This window comes from Brevundimonas sp. (genome assembly GCF_013823285.1).
GTDB lineage: Bacteria > Pseudomonadota > Alphaproteobacteria > Caulobacterales > Caulobacteraceae > Brevundimonas.
The window spans coordinates 45,054-60,698 of sequence record NZ_PNLV01000004.1 but is presented as its reverse complement, the minus strand read 5'-3'; the positions used below and the strand labels follow the sequence as shown (position 1 = coordinate 60,698).

The following is a 15,645-nucleotide window of genomic DNA, read 5'->3' as shown; positions in this document are numbered from 1 at the left end:
CCGTCGGCGCCGGCGTGGTGGCCAAGATCACCGAGTAAGCTCGGTTTTCTGAACTGAATACAGAGCGGCCCCGGAGGAAACTCCGGGGCCGTTTTGCCATTCCCTCTCCCGATGGGAGAGGGCTGCGCGCACGGATGCGCCAGCATCCGTCCTTCGCGCGCAGGGTGAGGGTCGGGTTTATCCTTTGACGGCCTGACGACCCTCATCCCCCGCGCAGAGAACGAAGCCGCTCCGCGCCTTCGTGCGCGGGTTCCCCCTTCTCCCATCGGGAGAAGGCAGGCCCTTACGGCTTCAACCGCGAGGCGAGCTTGGCCCCCCCCTCCAGGATAAAACTCACGGTTAATCCGCAACCACGGGGCGAGGGCGGTTGCTGCAACCCGCGGGCTGGTCTTTACGTTCGGAAGCGGACGTTAAGGATCTGGAAACCATGTTGCGTGCGATCAGGATCGGGCTGTTCATCGGCGTCGTCATCGGCATGAGCCTCTGACGAACGCATCGCACCCGGCCCATTCCGAGGAAACCGTGGCGGAATCCGCGCCTATCGCATAATGTGCCAAAGCGGCAGCCGCTGATCGCGCCGCGTCTCCGGGTTCCGAACCCCCTAAATGTTGCTCATAGCCATTGCTGTCGTTCTGCTCCTGATCGTGCTGAACGGGCTTTTCGCCATGACCGAGATCGCGGTCGTGTCCTCCCGGAAATCCAGACTTCAGGCCCGCGCCGACCGGGGCGACAGGGGTGCGCGCAAGGCGCTGAAGCTGTCGGAGGAGCCGACACAGTTCCTCTCGTCCGTCCAGGTGGGCATCACTCTCATCGGCATTCTCGCCGGCGCCTACGGCCAGGCCAGCATCGCCGGCGAGATCAATGATTTCCTCGAGGCGACCTTTCCGGCCGCAGCGGCCTGGTCGGAGGTGTTCGCCACGGGCCTGGTGGTGGTCTGCATCACCTATGTGTCGGTGATCGTGGGCGAACTGGTGCCCAAGCGGATCGCCCTGATCTTTCCCGAGGCGGTGGCCTCCCTGATGGCGGCGCCGATCTCGGCTGTGGCCGTGGTGCTCAAGCCGTTCGTGATGCTTCTCACGATCTCCACATCCGGAATCCTGAAGGCGCTGGGCATCAAGGACAGGGACGGCACGGACGTCACCCAGGAGGAAGTGGAGACCATTCTGGCGGAAGGCACCTCGGCCGGTCTCATCGAGCCCGAGGAGCAGCTGATGATCGAGGAGATCATGCGTCTGGGGGACCGCCCCATCCGGGTGGCCATGACGCCGCGCCCGGAGGTGTTCTGGATCGCCCTGGACGACACCGAAAAGCAGCTGCGCGACGAGATCCGCACCTGCCCCTATTCGCGCATCGTGGTGGCGCGCGAGAGCGACGTGGATAATCCCATAGGCGTGGTCCACAAGAAGGACCTGCTGGACAGCCTGCTCGACAACGGCGAGTTCAACATCGAGAAGCTGGTCGCCGAACCGGCCTTCATTCCCCAGTCCACATCAGTGCTGAAGGCGCTGGAGATTCTGAAAGGCTCCAAGGTCCACATGGCCTTTGTGGTGGACGAGTACGGCGCCTTCGAGGGGGTGGTCACCGCCACCGACCTGCTGGAGATGATCGCCGGCGACTTCAACGAGAGCCACGACGAGCCCAACGCCGACATCATCAAGCGCGAGGACGGCAGCTGGCTGGTGGACGGACGCACCGACATCGACGAACTGGCCGACGAGCTGGGCGAGGAGTTCGGCGAGACGGACGGCTTCCACACCGTGGCCGGCCTGGTCCTGCACAAATTGTCCCGGGTGCCGGATGAAGGCGAGGTGCTGCAGCTGGGCCGCTTCGAGGTGGAGGTCATCGACATGGATGACCGCCGCATCGACAAGCTGCTTTTCACCCAGTTGATCCGCAAGGAAGAAGAGCGGGCGGCCCGGGAGGCGGCTGAAGAGCAGGATTGACGGGCCGGACGCGCATCCCCGCTTGAAATGCGGCGCGGCGTGGGGCATAGCCCCCGGTCTGGCGAAGGCCTTGCGCGCCGTGGGGTCCGCCCTTGCGGCGCGCTGTTCTTTGTCCGGGGCCATAGGAGTTTAGCTCAGCTGGTAGAGCACCGGTCTCCAAAACCGGGGGTCGTGGGTTCGAGTCCCTCAACTCCTGCCACCCCGTTGTCGCGGCATGGGACCTTCCCCATCTGGCGATCCAGACACCTTTGAAGCGTTAGAGACGAACAGATGGCCAAGGCGAAATCTCCCGGCGGACGCCGCGGAGGAAACAGGACGCAGACGGCGGCGGCGGGCGCGGGGCAAACCGTGACCGTGGACGCTCCGGCGCCCAGGAAGAAGACCTCGCCGGCCCAGTTCCTGTCTCAGGTGCGCGCCGAAGCCCGCAAGATCACCTGGCCCAGCCGCAAGGAGACCTGGATCACCTCGGTGATGGTCCTGATCCTGGTGCTGATCGCCGCCCTGTTCTTCTGGGTGGTGGACTTCGGCCTGGGCTGGGTCTTCCAGCAGATCATTTCCTTCGGCCGATAAAAACAAACAAGGAGACGCGCACGTGACCGATGCGGCGCCCGAAACCAAGCCGAGCAACCCCCGGCACAAGTGGTACATTGTCCACGCCCACTCCAACTTCGAGAAGAAGGTGGCGCAGCACCTGCGCGACCAGGCGCGCCAGCAGGGTCTTGAGGAGAATTTCTCCGAAATCCTGGTGCCGACCGAGGACGTGGTCGAGATCCGTCGCGGCCGCAAGGTGAACTCCGAGCGCAAATTCTTCCCCGGCTATGTGCTGGTGAAGATGGAGCTGAGCGACGAGGCCTATCACCTGGTCAAGAACACTCCGAAGGTGACCGGCTTCCTGGGCTCCCAGGGCGGCACGCGTCCGCTGCCGGTCTCGGACAAGGAAGTGGAGCGCATCATCGGCGCCGTGGAGGAGGGCGTGGAGCGTCCCAAGCCCACCATCCAGTTCGACATCGGCGAAACCGTCAAGGTCATCGACGGCCCGTTCGCCAGCTTCGACGGCGCGGTGGAGAGCGTGGACGAGGAGCGCGCGCGTCTGCGCGTGGCCGTGTCCATCTTCGGTCGTCCGACCCCGGTGGACCTGGAATACAACCAGGTGGAGAAGGTCTCGAACTGATCCAGTTCGAGACGTCCCGACCCTCATCCCCCTCTCCCAGTGGGAGAAGGAAAGATGACACAGGGTTCATGACCTCGATTTAAAATGACTTCCCGCGGGCTTTGTGGCGAATTCCTGTCAACAAGACAGGGAGAACCAAGCCATGAAACCCGCCTATCTGGTCGCCGCCGCCACCGCCGCCCTCGCCCTCGCAGGGGTCGCTCATGCCGGCGAGGTGGAGATCCGTGACGCCGTCGCCCGCGTGGTGGTGATTCCCGAGGACCGCACCGACATCGCCGTGGAGATCGAACACGGATCATCCACTTTGGACCGCCTGACGGTGACGCGCCGGGGCTCGGACATCATCATCGATGGCGGTCTGTCGGGCAGTGCGGTGCGCAACTGCACCGCCGGTCCGGCGGATGCGCGCCAGCCGGGGGAGGGCGCCCGGGTCGAGGTGCGGGGCCACGGAACCATCAATGTCAGCGATGCGCCGCTTGTGGTGGTGCGCACGCCGCGCGACGTGGACGTGGACGCCGGCCGTTCGGGCGGTCGCAGCCGCCTGCTCGGCATCGTCCGGGGCGGCTCCGGCGGGGCGGTGTTCGGCTCTATCGGCCGGGGCGCCAGCAGCATCGAACTGAGTAACCGCGGCTGCGGCGACTGGACCGTGGCCAACACCGACGGCGACATGGACCTCAGCAACTCAGGGTCGGGCACGATCCGGGCGGGAACCTCGCGGACCCTGGATCTGGCGATTGGCGGTTCGGGCGCTGTCAGGACGGGTGCGACGGGGGACGCCGAAATCGCAATCGGGGGTTCCGGGAGCGCGAACGTGGCGTCTGCCGCGTCGACAGACATCAGGATCGGGGGCTCGGGTGACGTGACACTTGGGCGGATTACCGGCCCCGACCTGGACATAGCGATCGGGGGGTCTGGCGAAGTCACCATCAACGGTGGTGAGGCGGCGAACGTCGACATCCGCATCGGGGGTTCAGGCGATGTCCGCTTCAACGGCCGCGCGGGCGACGTGAATGTTTCGATCGCCGGCTCAGGCGACGTCTGGGTGGCCGAGGCCACGGGCAGCGTCAATCGCAGCATCGCCGGGTCTGGCGACGTTCGCATCGGCCAATAAGGCCGGGCGAGGATTTGAGGCGAGGGCCTCGCGGCCGGTCCGCGGGGCCCTTTCGTCTTTCCGGCTTTTCCGGCGGCGATCCGCTTGACGAAAGCGGAATCAACCGTCATAAGCCCCCACTCTTGTTGGACCGGCTGTGCACCCCCGGGTGCAGACGCGGCCCGCAGGAACGACCTGAGACCCTGTTCTTTACAGTGCCCAGGAGTTCACCGGCCTTCGCAGGTTCCTGCGTGGGCCGATCGTTTTTGCGGACGTGCGTACCCTGAGGGTCGTCAGACCCAAAGGCTCCGGTCTTTGAAATGGTTCACAGGGACGCGGTCCACCGACCGCTGTAGGAAAAACAACCGATATGGATCAAAGCATCCGCATCAGGCTGAAGGCCTTCGATCATCGCGTCCTGGACCATTCCACGCGCGAAATCGTCAACACGGCCAAGCGTACCGGCGCGACTGTTCGCGGCCCGATTCCGCTGCCGACTCTGATCGAGAAATTCACCGTCAACCGCTCGCCGCACGTCGACAAGAAGTCGCGCGAGCAGTTTGAAATCCGCACGCACAAGCGCGTGCTCGACATCGTCGACCCCACCCCGCAGACCGTGGACGCGCTCATGAAGCTCGACCTGTCCGCCGGCGTGGACGTCGAAATCAAGATTTAAGAGAGAAGAGGCGGGATCCGACATGCGTACGGGCGTGATCGCCAAGAAGCTGGGAATGACGCGCGTCTTCGCTGAAGACGGCGCGCACATTCCGGTCACCGTCCTGCAGCTTGATGGCTGTCAGGTCGTTGGCCAGCGCACCCAGGAGCGTGACGGTTACGTCGCGCTTCAGCTGGGCGCCGGCTCCAGGAAGGCGAAGAGAACCAACCAGGCTCAACGAGCTGTCTTCGCCAAGGCCGAAGTCGAGCCGAAGCGGTATGTGACCGAGTTCCGCGTGTCGGAAGATGCGCTGATCGACGTGGGCGCCGAATTCACGGCCGACCACTTCGTCACCGGCCAGAAGGTGGACATCCAGGGTCTGACCATCGGCAAGGGCTTTGCCGGCGCCATGAAGCGCTGGAACTTCGGCGGCCTGCGCGCCTCCCACGGCGTGTCCGTGTCGCACCGTTCGCACGGTTCGACCGGCCAGCGTCAGGATCCGGGCAAGGTCTTCAAGGGCAAGAAGATGGCCGGTCACCTGGGGCAGGAGACTGTCACCCAGCAGAACCTCACCATCGTCCGCATCGACACCGAGCGCGGCCTGATCCTGGTCAAGGGCGCTGTGCCCGGCCACGACGGCGCCTATGTGAAGGTCCGCGACGCCAACAAGAAGAACCAGGCCGACCTGCCGTTCCCCGGCGCGTTCAGGAAGGCCGGCGCCGAAGCCGCTTCGCAACCCGCTGACAAGCCGGCCGATGAAGCCGTGGCGGCTGAAGCCTCCGAAGGCGGTGAAGAGCAATGAAAATCGCTGTAACCAATCTCGACGGCAAGAAGGCCGGCGACATCGAGCTGAACGACGCTGTGTTCGGCATCGAGGACATCCGCGGCGACCTTCTGGCCCGTGTGGTGAACTGGCAGCTGGCCAAACGCCGCGCCGGCACCCACAAGGTCCAGACCCGCAACGAGAACAGCCGCACCGGCAAGAAGATGTACAAGCAGAAGGGAACCGGCGGCGCCCGCCACGGTTCGCGTCGTGCGCCCCAGTTCGTTGGTGGTTCGCGCGCCTTCGGCCCGATCGTTCGCGATCACGGCTTCTCGCTGCCCAAGAAGGTCCGGGCCCTGGCCCTGCGCCACGCCCTCAGCTCCAAGGTCAAGGCCGGCGAGCTGGTGGTGGTGTCGGACCTGACGGTCAAGGAAGCCAAGACCTCGGCCCTGCGCGCCACCTTCGGCAAGCTGGGCTGGGACAAGGCCCTGATCATCGCCGGTCCGGAAGTGGACGCCGGCTTCGGTCTGGCCGCCCGCAACATTCCGCACATCGACGTGCTGCCGAACGCCGGCCTGAACGTCTATGACATCCTGCGCGCGAACAAGCTGGTGCTGACCAAGGCCGCCGTCGAGGCGATCGAGGCCCGCTTCTCCGAGAAGGAGGCCGCATAATGGCTGCCGCCCAACCCACCGCCCGTCATTACGACACGATCCTGGCGCCGCTGATCACCGAGAAGTCGACCCTGCTCTCCGAGCAGAACAAGGTCGTGTTCAAGGTCGCGGACAACGCCACCAAGGACGAGATCGCCGCTGCGGTCGAGAGCCTGTTCAAGGTCAACGTCGTCAAGGTCAACACCCTGGTTCAAAAGGGCAAGACCAAGCGGTTCCGCGGCATCAAGGGCCGTCGGAACGACATCAAGAAAGCGATCGTGACGCTGGCCGAAGGCCAGTCGATCGACGTCACCACGGGGCTCTGAACCGATGGCTCTGAAGCATTTCAATCCGACGTCGCCGGGCCGCCGCGCCCTGGTGCTGGTCGATCGTTCCGAGCTGCACAAAGGCCGCCCGGAGAAGTCCCTGACCGAGGGCCTGACCAAGTCAGGCGGCCGCGGGCAGGGTGGTCGCATCGCCGTCCGCTTCCGCGGCGGCGGCGCCAAGAGGCTGTACCGCAAGATCGACTTCAAGCGTCGCAAGTTCGACGTGGTCGGCACGGTGGAGCGTCTTGAGTACGACCCGAACCGCACCGCATTCATCGCCCTGGTGAACTACGCCGACGGCGAGAAGACCTACATCATCGCGCCGCAGCGCCTGAAGGCCGGCGACCAGATCGTCGCCGGTGAAAAGGTCGACGTGAAGCCGGGCAACGCCGCCCCGTTGCGCTCGATCCCGGTCGGCACCATCATCCACAATGTGGAGATGAAGCCGGGCAAGGGCGCCCAGCTGGCCCGTTCGGCCGGCGCCTACGCCCAGCTGGTCGGCCGTGACCAGGGCTACGCGCAGATCCGTCTGGGTTCGGGCGAGTTGCGCATGGTCCTGGACGGCTGCATGGCCACCATCGGCGCCGTGTCCAACCCGGACCACATGAACCAGAACCTGGGCAAGGCGGGCCGCAAGCGTCACATGGGCTTCCGTCCGCACGTTCGCGGCGTCGCCATGAACCCGATCGACCACCCGCACGGTGGTGGTGAGGGTCGCACCTCGGGCGGCCGCAACCCGGTCACGCCGTGGGGCAAGGACACCAAGGGCGCCCGCACCCGCAAGAACAAGGCCACGGACAAGTTCATCATCCGTAGCCGCCACGTGAAGAAGGCTCGCTGATATGGCCCGCTCGTCCTGGAAAGGCCCGTTTGTCGACGGGTATCTCCTCAAGAAAGCCGAAACGGTCCAGACCTCGGGCCGCAAGGACGTGATCAAGACCTGGTCGCGCCGCTCCACCATCCTGCCGCAGTTCGTCGGCCTGACCTTCGGTGTCCACAACGGGCAGAAGCACATCCCTGTGCACGTGTCCGAGGACATGGTCGGCATGAAGTTCGGCGAGTTCGCCCCGACCCGGAGCTTCCCGGGTCACGCGGCGGACAAGAAGGCCAAGAGGAAGTAAGCCATGGGCAAGTCCTCCAATCCGCGCCGTGTCGGCGCCGCCGAAGCCCGCGCCAAGCTGGTCAACGTGCGCATCAGCCCTCAGAAGCTGAACCTCGTCGCGCAGTCGATCCGCGGCCTGCCGGTCCAGAAGGCGCTGAACGAGCTGGAATTCAGCCGCAAGCGCATCTCGACCGACGTGCGCAAGGCGCTGTACTCGGCCGTCTCCAACGCCGAGAACAACCACAACCTCGACATCGACAATCTGATCGTCGCCGAGGCTTTCGTGGGCAAGAACATGGTGATGAAGCGTTTCGCGAGCCGCGCTCGCGGTCGCTCGTCGCGCATCCTGAAACCGTTCAGCGAGATCACCATCGTGGTCCGTGAAGCCGGCGAGGCCGCCTGATGGGACAGAAAATCAATCCGGTCGGCTTCCGACTGGGCATCAACCGCACCTGGGACAGCCGCTGGTTCGCCGGCGACCGCGACTATGCGCGCCTGCTGCACCAGGACCTGAAGCTGCGTGAATACCTGAAGGGTCGCCTGTCGGGCGCCGGGGTCTCGCGCATCATCATCGAGCGTCCGCACAAGAAGTGCCGCGTGACGATCTACGCCGCCCGTCCGGGTGTCGTGATCGGCAAGAAGGGCGCCGACATCGAGAAGCTGCGCAAGGACATCGCGGCGATGACCGAGGGCGAGGTTCACCTGAACATCGTCGAGGTCCGCAAGCCCGAGACCGACGCCCAGCTGATCGCCGAGAACATCGCCCAGCAGCTGGAGCGCCGGATCGCGTTCCGTCGCGCCATGAAGCGCGCGATGCAGTCCGCCATGCGTCTGGGCGCCAAGGGCGTCCGGATCAACGTGTCGGGCCGTCTGGGCGGCGCGGAAATCGCGCGGATGGAATGGTATCGCGAAGGCCGTGTGCCGCTGCACACCCTGCGCGCCGACATCGACTACGGCTTCATCCAGGCCAAGACGACCTACGGCATCATCGGTGTGAAGGTGTGGGTCTTCAAGGGCGAGGTGCTGGAGCACGACCCGATGGCGCAGGACAAGCGCTGGGCCCAGGAAGCTTCCGGCCCGTCGTCGAATGAAGGCCGCGAGCGTGGCCCCCGCGGTGACCGCGGTCCGCGCCGTGACCGGGGACGTGAGAGCTAAGTCATGCTGCAACCCAAAAAGACCAAATTCCGCAAGGCGTTCAAGGGCCGTATCCACGGCGCCTCGAAGGGCGGCTTCGCGCTGAACTTCGGCTCCTACGGCCTGAAGGCCATGGAGCCCGAGCGCATCACCGCGCGTCAGATCGAGGCGGCCCGCCGCGCGATCACCCGCCAGATGAAGCGCCAGGGCCGTGTGTGGATCCGCATCTTCCCGGACGTGCCGGTCTCCGGCAAGCCCGCCGAGGTCCGCATGGGCAAGGGCAAGGGCGCGGTGGATCACTGGGCCGCCCGCGTGGCCCCGGGCCGCGTGATGTTTGAAATCGACGGCGTGCCGGACGACATCGCCCGCGAGGCGCTGCGCCTGGGCGCCGCCAAGCTGCCGATCCGCACCAAGGTGGTCACCCGCCTTGACGCCGGCGTCGCCCATTCGGAGCAAGCGGCATGACCAAGATCGCCGACCTGCGGGGCCAGACCCCGGACCAGCTGTCCGACGAGCTGATCAAGCTCAAGAAGGAACAGTTCAACCTGCGCTTCCAGGCGGCCACCGGCCAGCTTGAGAAGACGCACCGCGTCAATGAAGTCCGCAAGGACATCGCCCGCGTCTCGTCGCTTCTGCGCGAGAAGCAGGCGGCCTCGTAAGGAAACGAAGATGCCCAAGCGTATTCTCGAAGGCGTGGTCGTGTCCGACAAGGGCGACAAGACCGTGGTGGTCCGCGTCAACCGCACCATTCTGCACCCGCTTCTGAAGAAGACGGTGCGCCTGTCCAAGAAGTACCACGCTCACGACGAAGCGAACGTCGCCAAGGAAGGCGAAATCGTCCGCATCGCCGAGTGCGCCCCGAAGTCCAAGCTGAAGCGCTGGGAAGTCGTCTCCGACACCCAGGCCTCGGCCAGTTAAGAAGAAGGATCGGATCCCATGATCCAGATGCAAACTAACCTGGAGGTGGCCGATAATTCGGGCGCTCGCCGGGTCATGTGCATCAAGGTGTTGGGCGGCTCCAAGCGCCGCTACGCCTCGGTGGGCGACACGATCGTCGCTTCCGTCAAGGAAGCCATTCCGCGCGGCCGCGTGAAGAAGGGCGACGTCGTGCGCGCCATCGTCGTGCGCACCGCCAAGGACATCCAGCGCAAGGACGGATCGGTGATCCGCTTCGACAAGTCCGCTGCTGTCATCGTAAACAAGCAGAACGAGCCGGTCGGCACGCGGATCTTCGGCCCGGTTCCTCGCGAACTGCGCGCCAAGAACCACATGAAGATCATCTCGCTGGCTCCGGAGGTCCTGTAACATGGCCGCCAAGATCAAGAAGGGCGACAACGTGATCGTCCTGACCGGCAAGGACAAGGGCCGCACGGGCCAGGTGGTCAAGGTGCTGCCGTCCGAGAACCGCGTCGTCGTCCAGGGCGTCAACATGGTCCAGCGCCACACGCGCCCGACCCAGGCTGACCCGAACGGCGGCATCAAGCACAAGGAAGCCTCGCTTCACCTGTCGAACGTCGCGATCGCCGACGCCAACGGCAAGGCGACCCGCGTGGGCTTCAAGGTGGAGAAGGACCAGAAGGTCCGCTTCGCCAAGACGACCGGAGACGTCATCTGATGGCCACCGAAAAGTACACCCCCCGGCTGAAGGCCGATTATCAGGACCGCATCCGCGCCCTGATGACCGAGAAGTTCGGCTACACCAACGCCATGCAGACCCCCCGTCTGGACAAGATCGTCCTGAACATGGGCATCGGCGAAGCGGTGGCGGACACCAAGAAGGCCAACACGGCCCTCAAGGATCTGACCATGATCGCCGGCCAGAAGGCGGTGCCGACCAAGGCCCGCAACTCCATCGCCGGGTTCAAGCTGCGTGAAGGCATGATCATTGGCGGCAAGGTCACGCTGCGCGGCGACCGCATGTACGAGTTTCTGGACCGCTTCATCACCGTGGCCCTGCCGCGCGTGAAGGACTTCCGGGGCCTGAAGGGCACCTCGTTCGACGGTCGCGGCAACTACGCCACGGGTCTGCGCGAGCACATCGTGTTCCCGGAAATCAACTACGACCAGATCGACCAGATGTGGGGCATGGACATTGTCGTCTGCACCACGGCCAAGACCGATGAGGAAGCCAAGGCTCTCCTCACCGAGTTCAAGTTCCCGTTCGTGACGAACTGAGCGGGAAGGGAAAAGAACCGATATGGCTAAGAAATCCGCCGTCAACCGCAACGAACGCGTCAAGAAGCTCGTCGCGCAATACGCCGAGAAGCGCGCCGCGCTCAAGGCGATCGCCAACGACGAGAGCAAGCCGCTGGAAGAGCGCTTCGAGGCTCGCCTCAAGCTCGCCAAGCTGCCGCGCAACTCGGCCGCCGTTCGCATCCGCAACCGCTGCGAGGTCACGGGCCGTCCGCGCGCCTACTACCGCAAGCTCAAGATGAGCCGTATCGCATTGCGCGAACTCGCATCGCTGGGACAGATCCCCGGCATGACCAAGTCCAGCTGGTAAGGGGAGCGAACAGACATGATGATCAACGATCCCCTGAGCGACATGATCGCCCGCATCCGGAACGCCGCCATGCGCAAGCGTTCCAAGGTGCTCACCCCGGCTTCCCGCCTGCGCCAGCGCGTCCTCGACGTGCTGCAGGACGAGGGCTACATCCGCGGCTATTCGCTGGTTCAGAACCCCGGTGAGTTCCCGCAGTTCGAGATCGAGCTGAAGTACTTCGATGACCAGCCGGTCATCGCGGAAATCAGCCGCGTGTCCAAGCCTGGCCGCCGCGTCTATTCGGCCATCGGCGACCTGAAGCCGGTCAAGAACGGCCTGGGCATCTCGATCCTGTCCACCTCCAAGGGCGTCATGTCCGACACGGCGGCCCGCGAGGCCAACGTGGGCGGCGAAGTCCTCTGCAAGGTGTATTGATATGTCCCGGATCGGCAAGCAAACCATCTCCGTGCCCAAGGGCGTGACCCTGACCCTGGACGGCCAGACCGTTTCGGTGAAGGGGCCCAAGGGCGAAGCGACGTGGACCGTGGTCGACGACATCGAGGTCAAGCACGAGGGCGACGAGCTCTCGCTGACCCCGCGTTCCGACACCCAGCGGGCCCGCTCCATGTGGGGCCTGTCGCGCACCCTGGTCGCCAACATGGTGATCGGCGTGACCGACGGCTTCGAGGAGACCCTGGAACTGGTCGGCGTGGGCTACCGCGCCGCCATGAAGGGTCAGTCGCTGTCCCTGCAGCTGGGCCTGAGCCACGACGTGGACATCGCCCCGCCCGCCGGCATCACCTTCGCCGTGCCCAAGCAGACCGAGATCAAGATCTCGGGCTCCGACAAGCAGTCGGTGGGTCAGATCGCCGCGGTGATCCGCAAGCTCCGTCCGCCCGAACCCTACAAGGGCAAGGGCATCCGTTACGCCGGCGAAAAGGTCCGGCGTAAGGAAGGCAAGAAGAAGTAAGTCATGGCTCTCTCTTCTATCCAAACCGCAAAGCGCCGCAGCGAGCGCACCCGTCGTCGCCTCAAGGCGGTGGCCAATGGTCGTCTGCGCCTGTCGGTCCACCGTTCGGACAAGAACATCTCGGCCCAGATCATCGACGACGCCAAGGGCGTCACGGTGGCTTCGGCCTCCTCGCTGGAAGGCGAGAAGGGCAAGAAGAACAAGGGCTCGGATGTCGACGCCGCGACGCGCATCGGCAAGCTGATCGCCGAACGCGCCATCGAAAAGGGCGTCAAGGACGTGGTCTTCGACCGCGGCGGCTACATCTATCACGGTCGGGTTAAGGCGCTGGCGGAAGCCGCGCGCGAAGCCGGCCTGAACTTCTAAGGAACCGCAGCATGGCGCACCAACCCCAACGCGGCGGCGGCGGCAACGATCGCAATCGTCGTGACAACCGCAACGCTCCCCAGGCCGACGGCCCGGACAGCGACATCGTTGAAAAGCTGGTCCACATCAACCGTGTGGCCGCGACCGTCAAAGGCGGCCGTCGTTTCTCGTTCGCCGCCCTGATGGTGGTGGGCGACGGCAAGGGCCGGGTCGGCTTCGGTCATGGCAAGGCGCGTGAAGTGCCGGAAGCCATCCGCAAGGCGACGGAAGAAGCCAAGAAGACGATGATCCGCGTGCCGCTGCGCGAGAACCGCACCCTGCACCACGACGGCAACGGCCGCTGGGGCGCCGGCAAGATCATGGTCCGCGCGGCGCCTCCCGGCACCGGCATCATCGCGGGCGGCCCGATGCGCGCCGTTCTCGAGACCTTGGGCGTGCAGGACGTGGTGGGCAAGTCCACCGGCTCGTCCAACCCCTACAACATGATCCGCGCCACCTTCGAGGCGCTGAAGGTCCAGTCGTCCCCCCGTCAGGTCGCGTCCAAGCGCGGCAAGAAGGTCTCGGATCTGCTGGGTCGCCGCAACGACGGCGCCTCGTCGCCTGAAGCCGTGGAGGGCTGATAGATGGCCGCCAAGGACAAGAAGACCGTCACCGTGCGTCAGATCGGCAGCCCGATCCGCCGCAAGAACGACCAGCGCGCCACCCTGGCGGGCCTGGGCCTGAACCGCATGGGCCGCGAGTCCACGCTGGAGGACACCCCTTCGGTGCGCGGCATGATCGCCAAGGTCGCCCACATGGTGGAAGTGGTCGAGAAGTAAGCCGTTTCGCCCTCTCCCGGTTCGGGGGAGGGCGTTTCGCTTGTTGCACTCTGATGACGGGCCGCCTAGAAGCGGCCGTTCAATTTTTCAACGCCGAGTCTGGCTTCGCCAGGCGCGAGAACCCGAAAGGATCAGGCACATGAAACTGAACGAAATCCGCGACAATGAAGGCGCCCACAAGAAGCGCATGCGCGTCGGCCGCGGCCCGGGTTCGGGCAAGGGCAAGACCGCTGGACGCGGCGTCAAGGGCCAGAAGTCCCGTTCGGGCGTCGCCATCGGCGGCTTCGAAGGCGGCCAGATGCCGCTGTACATGCGCATGCCCAAGCGCGGCTTCAACAATCCGAACGCGCTGAAGCTGGCCGAAGTGAACCTGTGGCGTCTGCAGGACGCCGTGGACGCCGGCAAGCTGGACGCCAAGGCCGAGATCAACGGCGAGGCCCTGGTCGCCTCCGGCGTCCTGCGCCGCACCCGGGACGGCGTGCGCGTTCTGGGAACCGGTGAACTGAAGGCCAAGCTGAACCTGGTTGTCTGGTCGGCTTCGGCCGGCGCGAAGAAGGCCATCGAGGCGGCCGGCGGCTCGGTCGTCGAACAGCGCATCGCCGCCGAGGAAGCCGCCAAGGCGCGCGTCGACAAGCGCAACGCCGCCCGCGGCAAGCCCAAGGCTTGAGACCCGTCGTCATCGCGGCCCGGCGCCGCGCGCCAGGTCCGCGATGACGATTAGACAAAGGCGGCCCTCGCATGAGGGCCGCTTTTCACCTATCTGACGTCGAACCGTCAGCGTCCTCGGGGGACACACAATATGGCTTCGGCCGCCGAACAACTCGCCGCGAACATGAATTTCGGCTCTTTCGCCCGCGCGAAGGAGCTGCACAAGCGCCTCCTGTTCACCCTGATGGCGCTGATCGTGTACCGCATCGGCACCTACATCCCGATCCCGGGCATCAATTCGCAGGCGTTCCTGGACTTCTTCGGAAACCCGGACCAGCAGCGCGGCATCCTGGACATGTTCAACATGTTCTCGGGCGGCGCGGTCGAGCGTATGGCGATCTTCGCCCTGAACGTGATGCCCTACATTTCGGCGTCCATCATCGTGCAGCTGATGCAGGCGGTCTATCCGCCGTGGGAGAAGCTGAAGAAGGAAGGCGGCGAAGCCGGCCGCAAGCAGCTCAACCAGTACACGCGCTACCTGACGGTCGTGCTGGCCATCGCCCAGTCCTTCGGCATCGCCGTGGGCCTGCAGAACTCGCAGGGCATGGTCGATCAGCCGGGCGCCTTCTTCGTGCTGACCACGGTCGTGACCCTGACCGGCGGCACCATGTTCCTGATGTGGCTTGGTGAGCAGGTGACGGCGCGTGGCGTCGGCAACGGCATCAGCCTGATCATCTTCGCCGGCATCGTGGCGGTTCTGCCCAGCGCCATCGGCCGTCTGCTGGGCCTGGCCCAGGAGGGTCAGATCTCGGCCTTCGCCCTGCTGTTCATCACCGTCCTGTCCATCGCCGTGGTGGTCTTCATCGTGTTCATGGAGCGGGCCCAGCGTCGCCTGCTGATCCAGTATCCCAAGCGACAGCAGGGCAACCGCATGGTCGGCGGCGAAAGCTCCTTCCTGCCGCTGAAGGTCAACACCGCCGGCGTCATCCCGGCCATCTTCGCCTCGTCCCTGCTGATGCTGCCGACCACGGTGGCCGCCATGGCCCCGCAGGCCAACATGGGTCCGTGGATGCAGTGGATCGTGGGACAGATGCAGCACGGCCAGCCCGTGTTCATGGTGTTCTATGGCGCGCTGATCATCTTCTTCTGCTTCTTCTACACCTCCATCACCTTCAATCCGGAGGACACGGCCGAGAACCTGCGCAAGTACGGCGGCTTCCTGCCGGGCATCCGTCCGGGCAAGCGCACGGCGGAGTATCTGGACTATGTGCTGACCCGCCTGACGACCATCGGCGCGGCCTACATCACGGCGGTCTGTCTGCTGCCGGAGTTCATGATCACCCGCTTCGCCAGCCTCGGCTATTTCGGCGGCACCTCGCTGCTGATCGTGGTGGTGGTGTCCATGGACACGGTGGCCCAGATTCAGTCACATCTGCTGGCCCACCAGTACGAAGGCCTCATCAAGAAGGCCAAGCTGCGTGGCCGCGGGGCCCTGGCGCCCGGCCGCAAATAAACCGGCCGGGG

General features: G+C 65.2%; 26 protein-coding genes and 1 tRNA gene. All 27 read left to right on the top strand.

What is annotated here, in order from left to right:
* Window positions 1–605: 605 nt before the first annotated feature.
* The 27 genes from C0461_RS01605 (at window position 606) to secY (ending at window position 15,634) form a co-directional block, all read left to right on the top strand.
* On the top strand, window positions 606–1,943 hold the full coding sequence (locus C0461_RS01605; protein ID WP_292103361.1) for a hemolysin family protein: 1,338 nt from the start codon (window positions 606–608) through the stop codon (window positions 1,941–1,943).
* A 123-nt stretch (window positions 1,944–2,066) separates the two neighbouring features.
* Window positions 2,067–2,142: transfer RNA gene (locus C0461_RS01600), tRNA-Trp, on the top strand.
* 71 nt (window positions 2,143–2,213) lie between these two features.
* Entirely contained in the window at window positions 2,214–2,513 is a 300-nt protein-coding gene (secE, locus tag C0461_RS01595; RefSeq protein ID WP_292103360.1) for a preprotein translocase subunit SecE, read from the top strand.
* Between the two features lie 22 nt (window positions 2,514–2,535).
* Entirely contained in the window at window positions 2,536–3,114 is a 579-nt protein-coding gene (gene nusG, locus C0461_RS01590; protein ID WP_292103358.1) for a transcription termination/antitermination protein NusG, read from the top strand.
* A gap of 142 nt (window positions 3,115–3,256) precedes the next feature.
* Window positions 3,257–4,225: a DUF2807 domain-containing protein gene (locus tag C0461_RS01585; RefSeq protein ID WP_292103356.1), complete on the top strand. Its 969-nt coding sequence runs from the start codon at window positions 3,257–3,259 to the stop codon at window positions 4,223–4,225.
* A gap of 349 nt (window positions 4,226–4,574) precedes the next feature.
* Window positions 4,575–4,880 carry a 30S ribosomal protein S10 gene (rpsJ, locus tag C0461_RS01580; RefSeq protein WP_021698470.1) on the top strand — a complete coding sequence of 102 codons (306 nt, stop codon included), beginning with the start codon at window positions 4,575–4,577 and terminating at the stop codon, window positions 4,878–4,880.
* 22 nt (window positions 4,881–4,902) lie between these two features.
* Window positions 4,903–5,661: a 50S ribosomal protein L3 gene (rplC, locus tag C0461_RS01575; RefSeq protein WP_292103353.1), complete on the top strand. Its 759-nt coding sequence runs from the start codon at window positions 4,903–4,905 to the stop codon at window positions 5,659–5,661.
* The gene (gene rplD, locus C0461_RS01570) at window positions 5,658–6,296 is read left to right on the top strand and encodes a 50S ribosomal protein L4 (protein WP_292103351.1); all 639 of its coding nucleotides are present in this window, start codon (window positions 5,658–5,660) and stop codon (window positions 6,294–6,296) included. Before rplC ends, rplD begins: the two co-directional genes overlap by 4 nt.
* Window positions 6,296–6,601 carry a 50S ribosomal protein L23 gene (locus tag C0461_RS01565; RefSeq protein ID WP_292103349.1) on the top strand — a complete coding sequence of 102 codons (306 nt, stop codon included), beginning with the start codon at window positions 6,296–6,298 and terminating at the stop codon, window positions 6,599–6,601. The genes rplD and C0461_RS01565 overlap by 1 nt, the downstream gene beginning before the upstream one ends.
* 4 nt (window positions 6,602–6,605) lie before the next feature.
* Window positions 6,606–7,442, top strand: a complete 837-nt coding sequence (gene rplB / locus C0461_RS01560; protein ID WP_292103348.1) for a 50S ribosomal protein L2 — start codon at window positions 6,606–6,608, stop codon at window positions 7,440–7,442.
* A gap of 1 nt (window position 7,443) precedes the next feature.
* Window positions 7,444–7,722 (top strand): 30S ribosomal protein S19, encoded by a 279-nt coding sequence (gene rpsS / locus C0461_RS01555; RefSeq protein WP_021698475.1) that lies wholly within the window; start codon window positions 7,444–7,446, stop codon window positions 7,720–7,722.
* 3 nt (window positions 7,723–7,725) lie between these two features.
* Window positions 7,726–8,106: a 50S ribosomal protein L22 gene (gene rplV / locus C0461_RS01550; protein WP_292103345.1), complete on the top strand. Its 381-nt coding sequence runs from the start codon at window positions 7,726–7,728 to the stop codon at window positions 8,104–8,106.
* Complete coding sequence (gene rpsC, locus C0461_RS01545) at window positions 8,106–8,858, top strand: 30S ribosomal protein S3 (RefSeq protein WP_021698477.1); 753 nt, start codon at window positions 8,106–8,108, stop codon at window positions 8,856–8,858. Before rplV ends, rpsC begins: the two co-directional genes overlap by 1 nt.
* 3 nt (window positions 8,859–8,861) lie before the next feature.
* Window positions 8,862–9,302: a 50S ribosomal protein L16 gene (rplP, locus tag C0461_RS01540; RefSeq protein WP_292103341.1), complete on the top strand. Its 441-nt coding sequence runs from the start codon at window positions 8,862–8,864 to the stop codon at window positions 9,300–9,302.
* Complete coding sequence (gene rpmC / locus C0461_RS01535; protein WP_292103339.1) at window positions 9,299–9,496, top strand: 50S ribosomal protein L29; 198 nt, start codon at window positions 9,299–9,301, stop codon at window positions 9,494–9,496. The genes rplP and rpmC overlap by 4 nt, the downstream gene beginning before the upstream one ends.
* Before the next feature lie 10 nt (window positions 9,497–9,506).
* Window positions 9,507–9,755 carry a 30S ribosomal protein S17 gene (gene rpsQ, locus C0461_RS01530; RefSeq protein WP_021698480.1) on the top strand — a complete coding sequence of 83 codons (249 nt, stop codon included), beginning with the start codon at window positions 9,507–9,509 and terminating at the stop codon, window positions 9,753–9,755.
* Between the two features lie 18 nt (window positions 9,756–9,773).
* Entirely contained in the window at window positions 9,774–10,142 is a 369-nt protein-coding gene (gene rplN, locus C0461_RS01525; RefSeq protein WP_021698481.1) for a 50S ribosomal protein L14, read from the top strand.
* A 1-nt stretch (window position 10,143) separates the two neighbouring features.
* A complete protein-coding gene (rplX, locus tag C0461_RS01520) occupies window positions 10,144–10,452 on the top strand; it encodes a 50S ribosomal protein L24 (protein WP_021698482.1) in 309 nt (102 codons plus the stop codon).
* Window positions 10,452–11,012 carry a 50S ribosomal protein L5 gene (gene rplE, locus C0461_RS01515; protein ID WP_292103338.1) on the top strand — a complete coding sequence of 187 codons (561 nt, stop codon included), beginning with the start codon at window positions 10,452–10,454 and terminating at the stop codon, window positions 11,010–11,012. The genes rplX and rplE overlap by 1 nt, the downstream gene beginning before the upstream one ends.
* 22 nt (window positions 11,013–11,034) lie before the next feature.
* Window positions 11,035–11,340, top strand: a complete 306-nt coding sequence (gene rpsN, locus C0461_RS01510; protein ID WP_292103337.1) for a 30S ribosomal protein S14 — start codon at window positions 11,035–11,037, stop codon at window positions 11,338–11,340.
* Between the two features lie 15 nt (window positions 11,341–11,355).
* A complete protein-coding gene (gene rpsH / locus C0461_RS01505) occupies window positions 11,356–11,754 on the top strand; it encodes a 30S ribosomal protein S8 (RefSeq protein WP_021698485.1) in 399 nt (132 codons plus the stop codon).
* 1 nt (window position 11,755) lies between these two features.
* A complete protein-coding gene (gene rplF / locus C0461_RS01500; protein ID WP_292103335.1) occupies window positions 11,756–12,289 on the top strand; it encodes a 50S ribosomal protein L6 in 534 nt (177 codons plus the stop codon).
* A 3-nt stretch (window positions 12,290–12,292) separates the two neighbouring features.
* Window positions 12,293–12,655, top strand: coding sequence for a 50S ribosomal protein L18 (gene rplR / locus C0461_RS01495; protein ID WP_292103333.1), 363 nt, complete (start codon window positions 12,293–12,295; stop codon window positions 12,653–12,655).
* 11 nt (window positions 12,656–12,666) lie between these two features.
* Window positions 12,667–13,275: a 30S ribosomal protein S5 gene (rpsE, locus tag C0461_RS01490; protein WP_292103331.1), complete on the top strand. Its 609-nt coding sequence runs from the start codon at window positions 12,667–12,669 to the stop codon at window positions 13,273–13,275.
* Window positions 13,276–13,278: 3 nt separating this feature from the next.
* Entirely contained in the window at window positions 13,279–13,473 is a 195-nt protein-coding gene (gene rpmD / locus C0461_RS01485; protein WP_292103329.1) for a 50S ribosomal protein L30, read from the top strand.
* A 139-nt stretch (window positions 13,474–13,612) separates the two neighbouring features.
* The gene (gene rplO / locus C0461_RS01480; protein WP_292103327.1) at window positions 13,613–14,140 is read left to right on the top strand and encodes a 50S ribosomal protein L15; all 528 of its coding nucleotides are present in this window, start codon (window positions 13,613–13,615) and stop codon (window positions 14,138–14,140) included.
* Window positions 14,141–14,272: 132 nt separating this feature from the next.
* Window positions 14,273–15,634: a preprotein translocase subunit SecY gene (gene secY, locus C0461_RS01475; protein ID WP_292103325.1), complete on the top strand. Its 1,362-nt coding sequence runs from the start codon at window positions 14,273–14,275 to the stop codon at window positions 15,632–15,634.
* The last annotated feature ends 11 nt before the right edge of the window (window positions 15,635–15,645 follow it).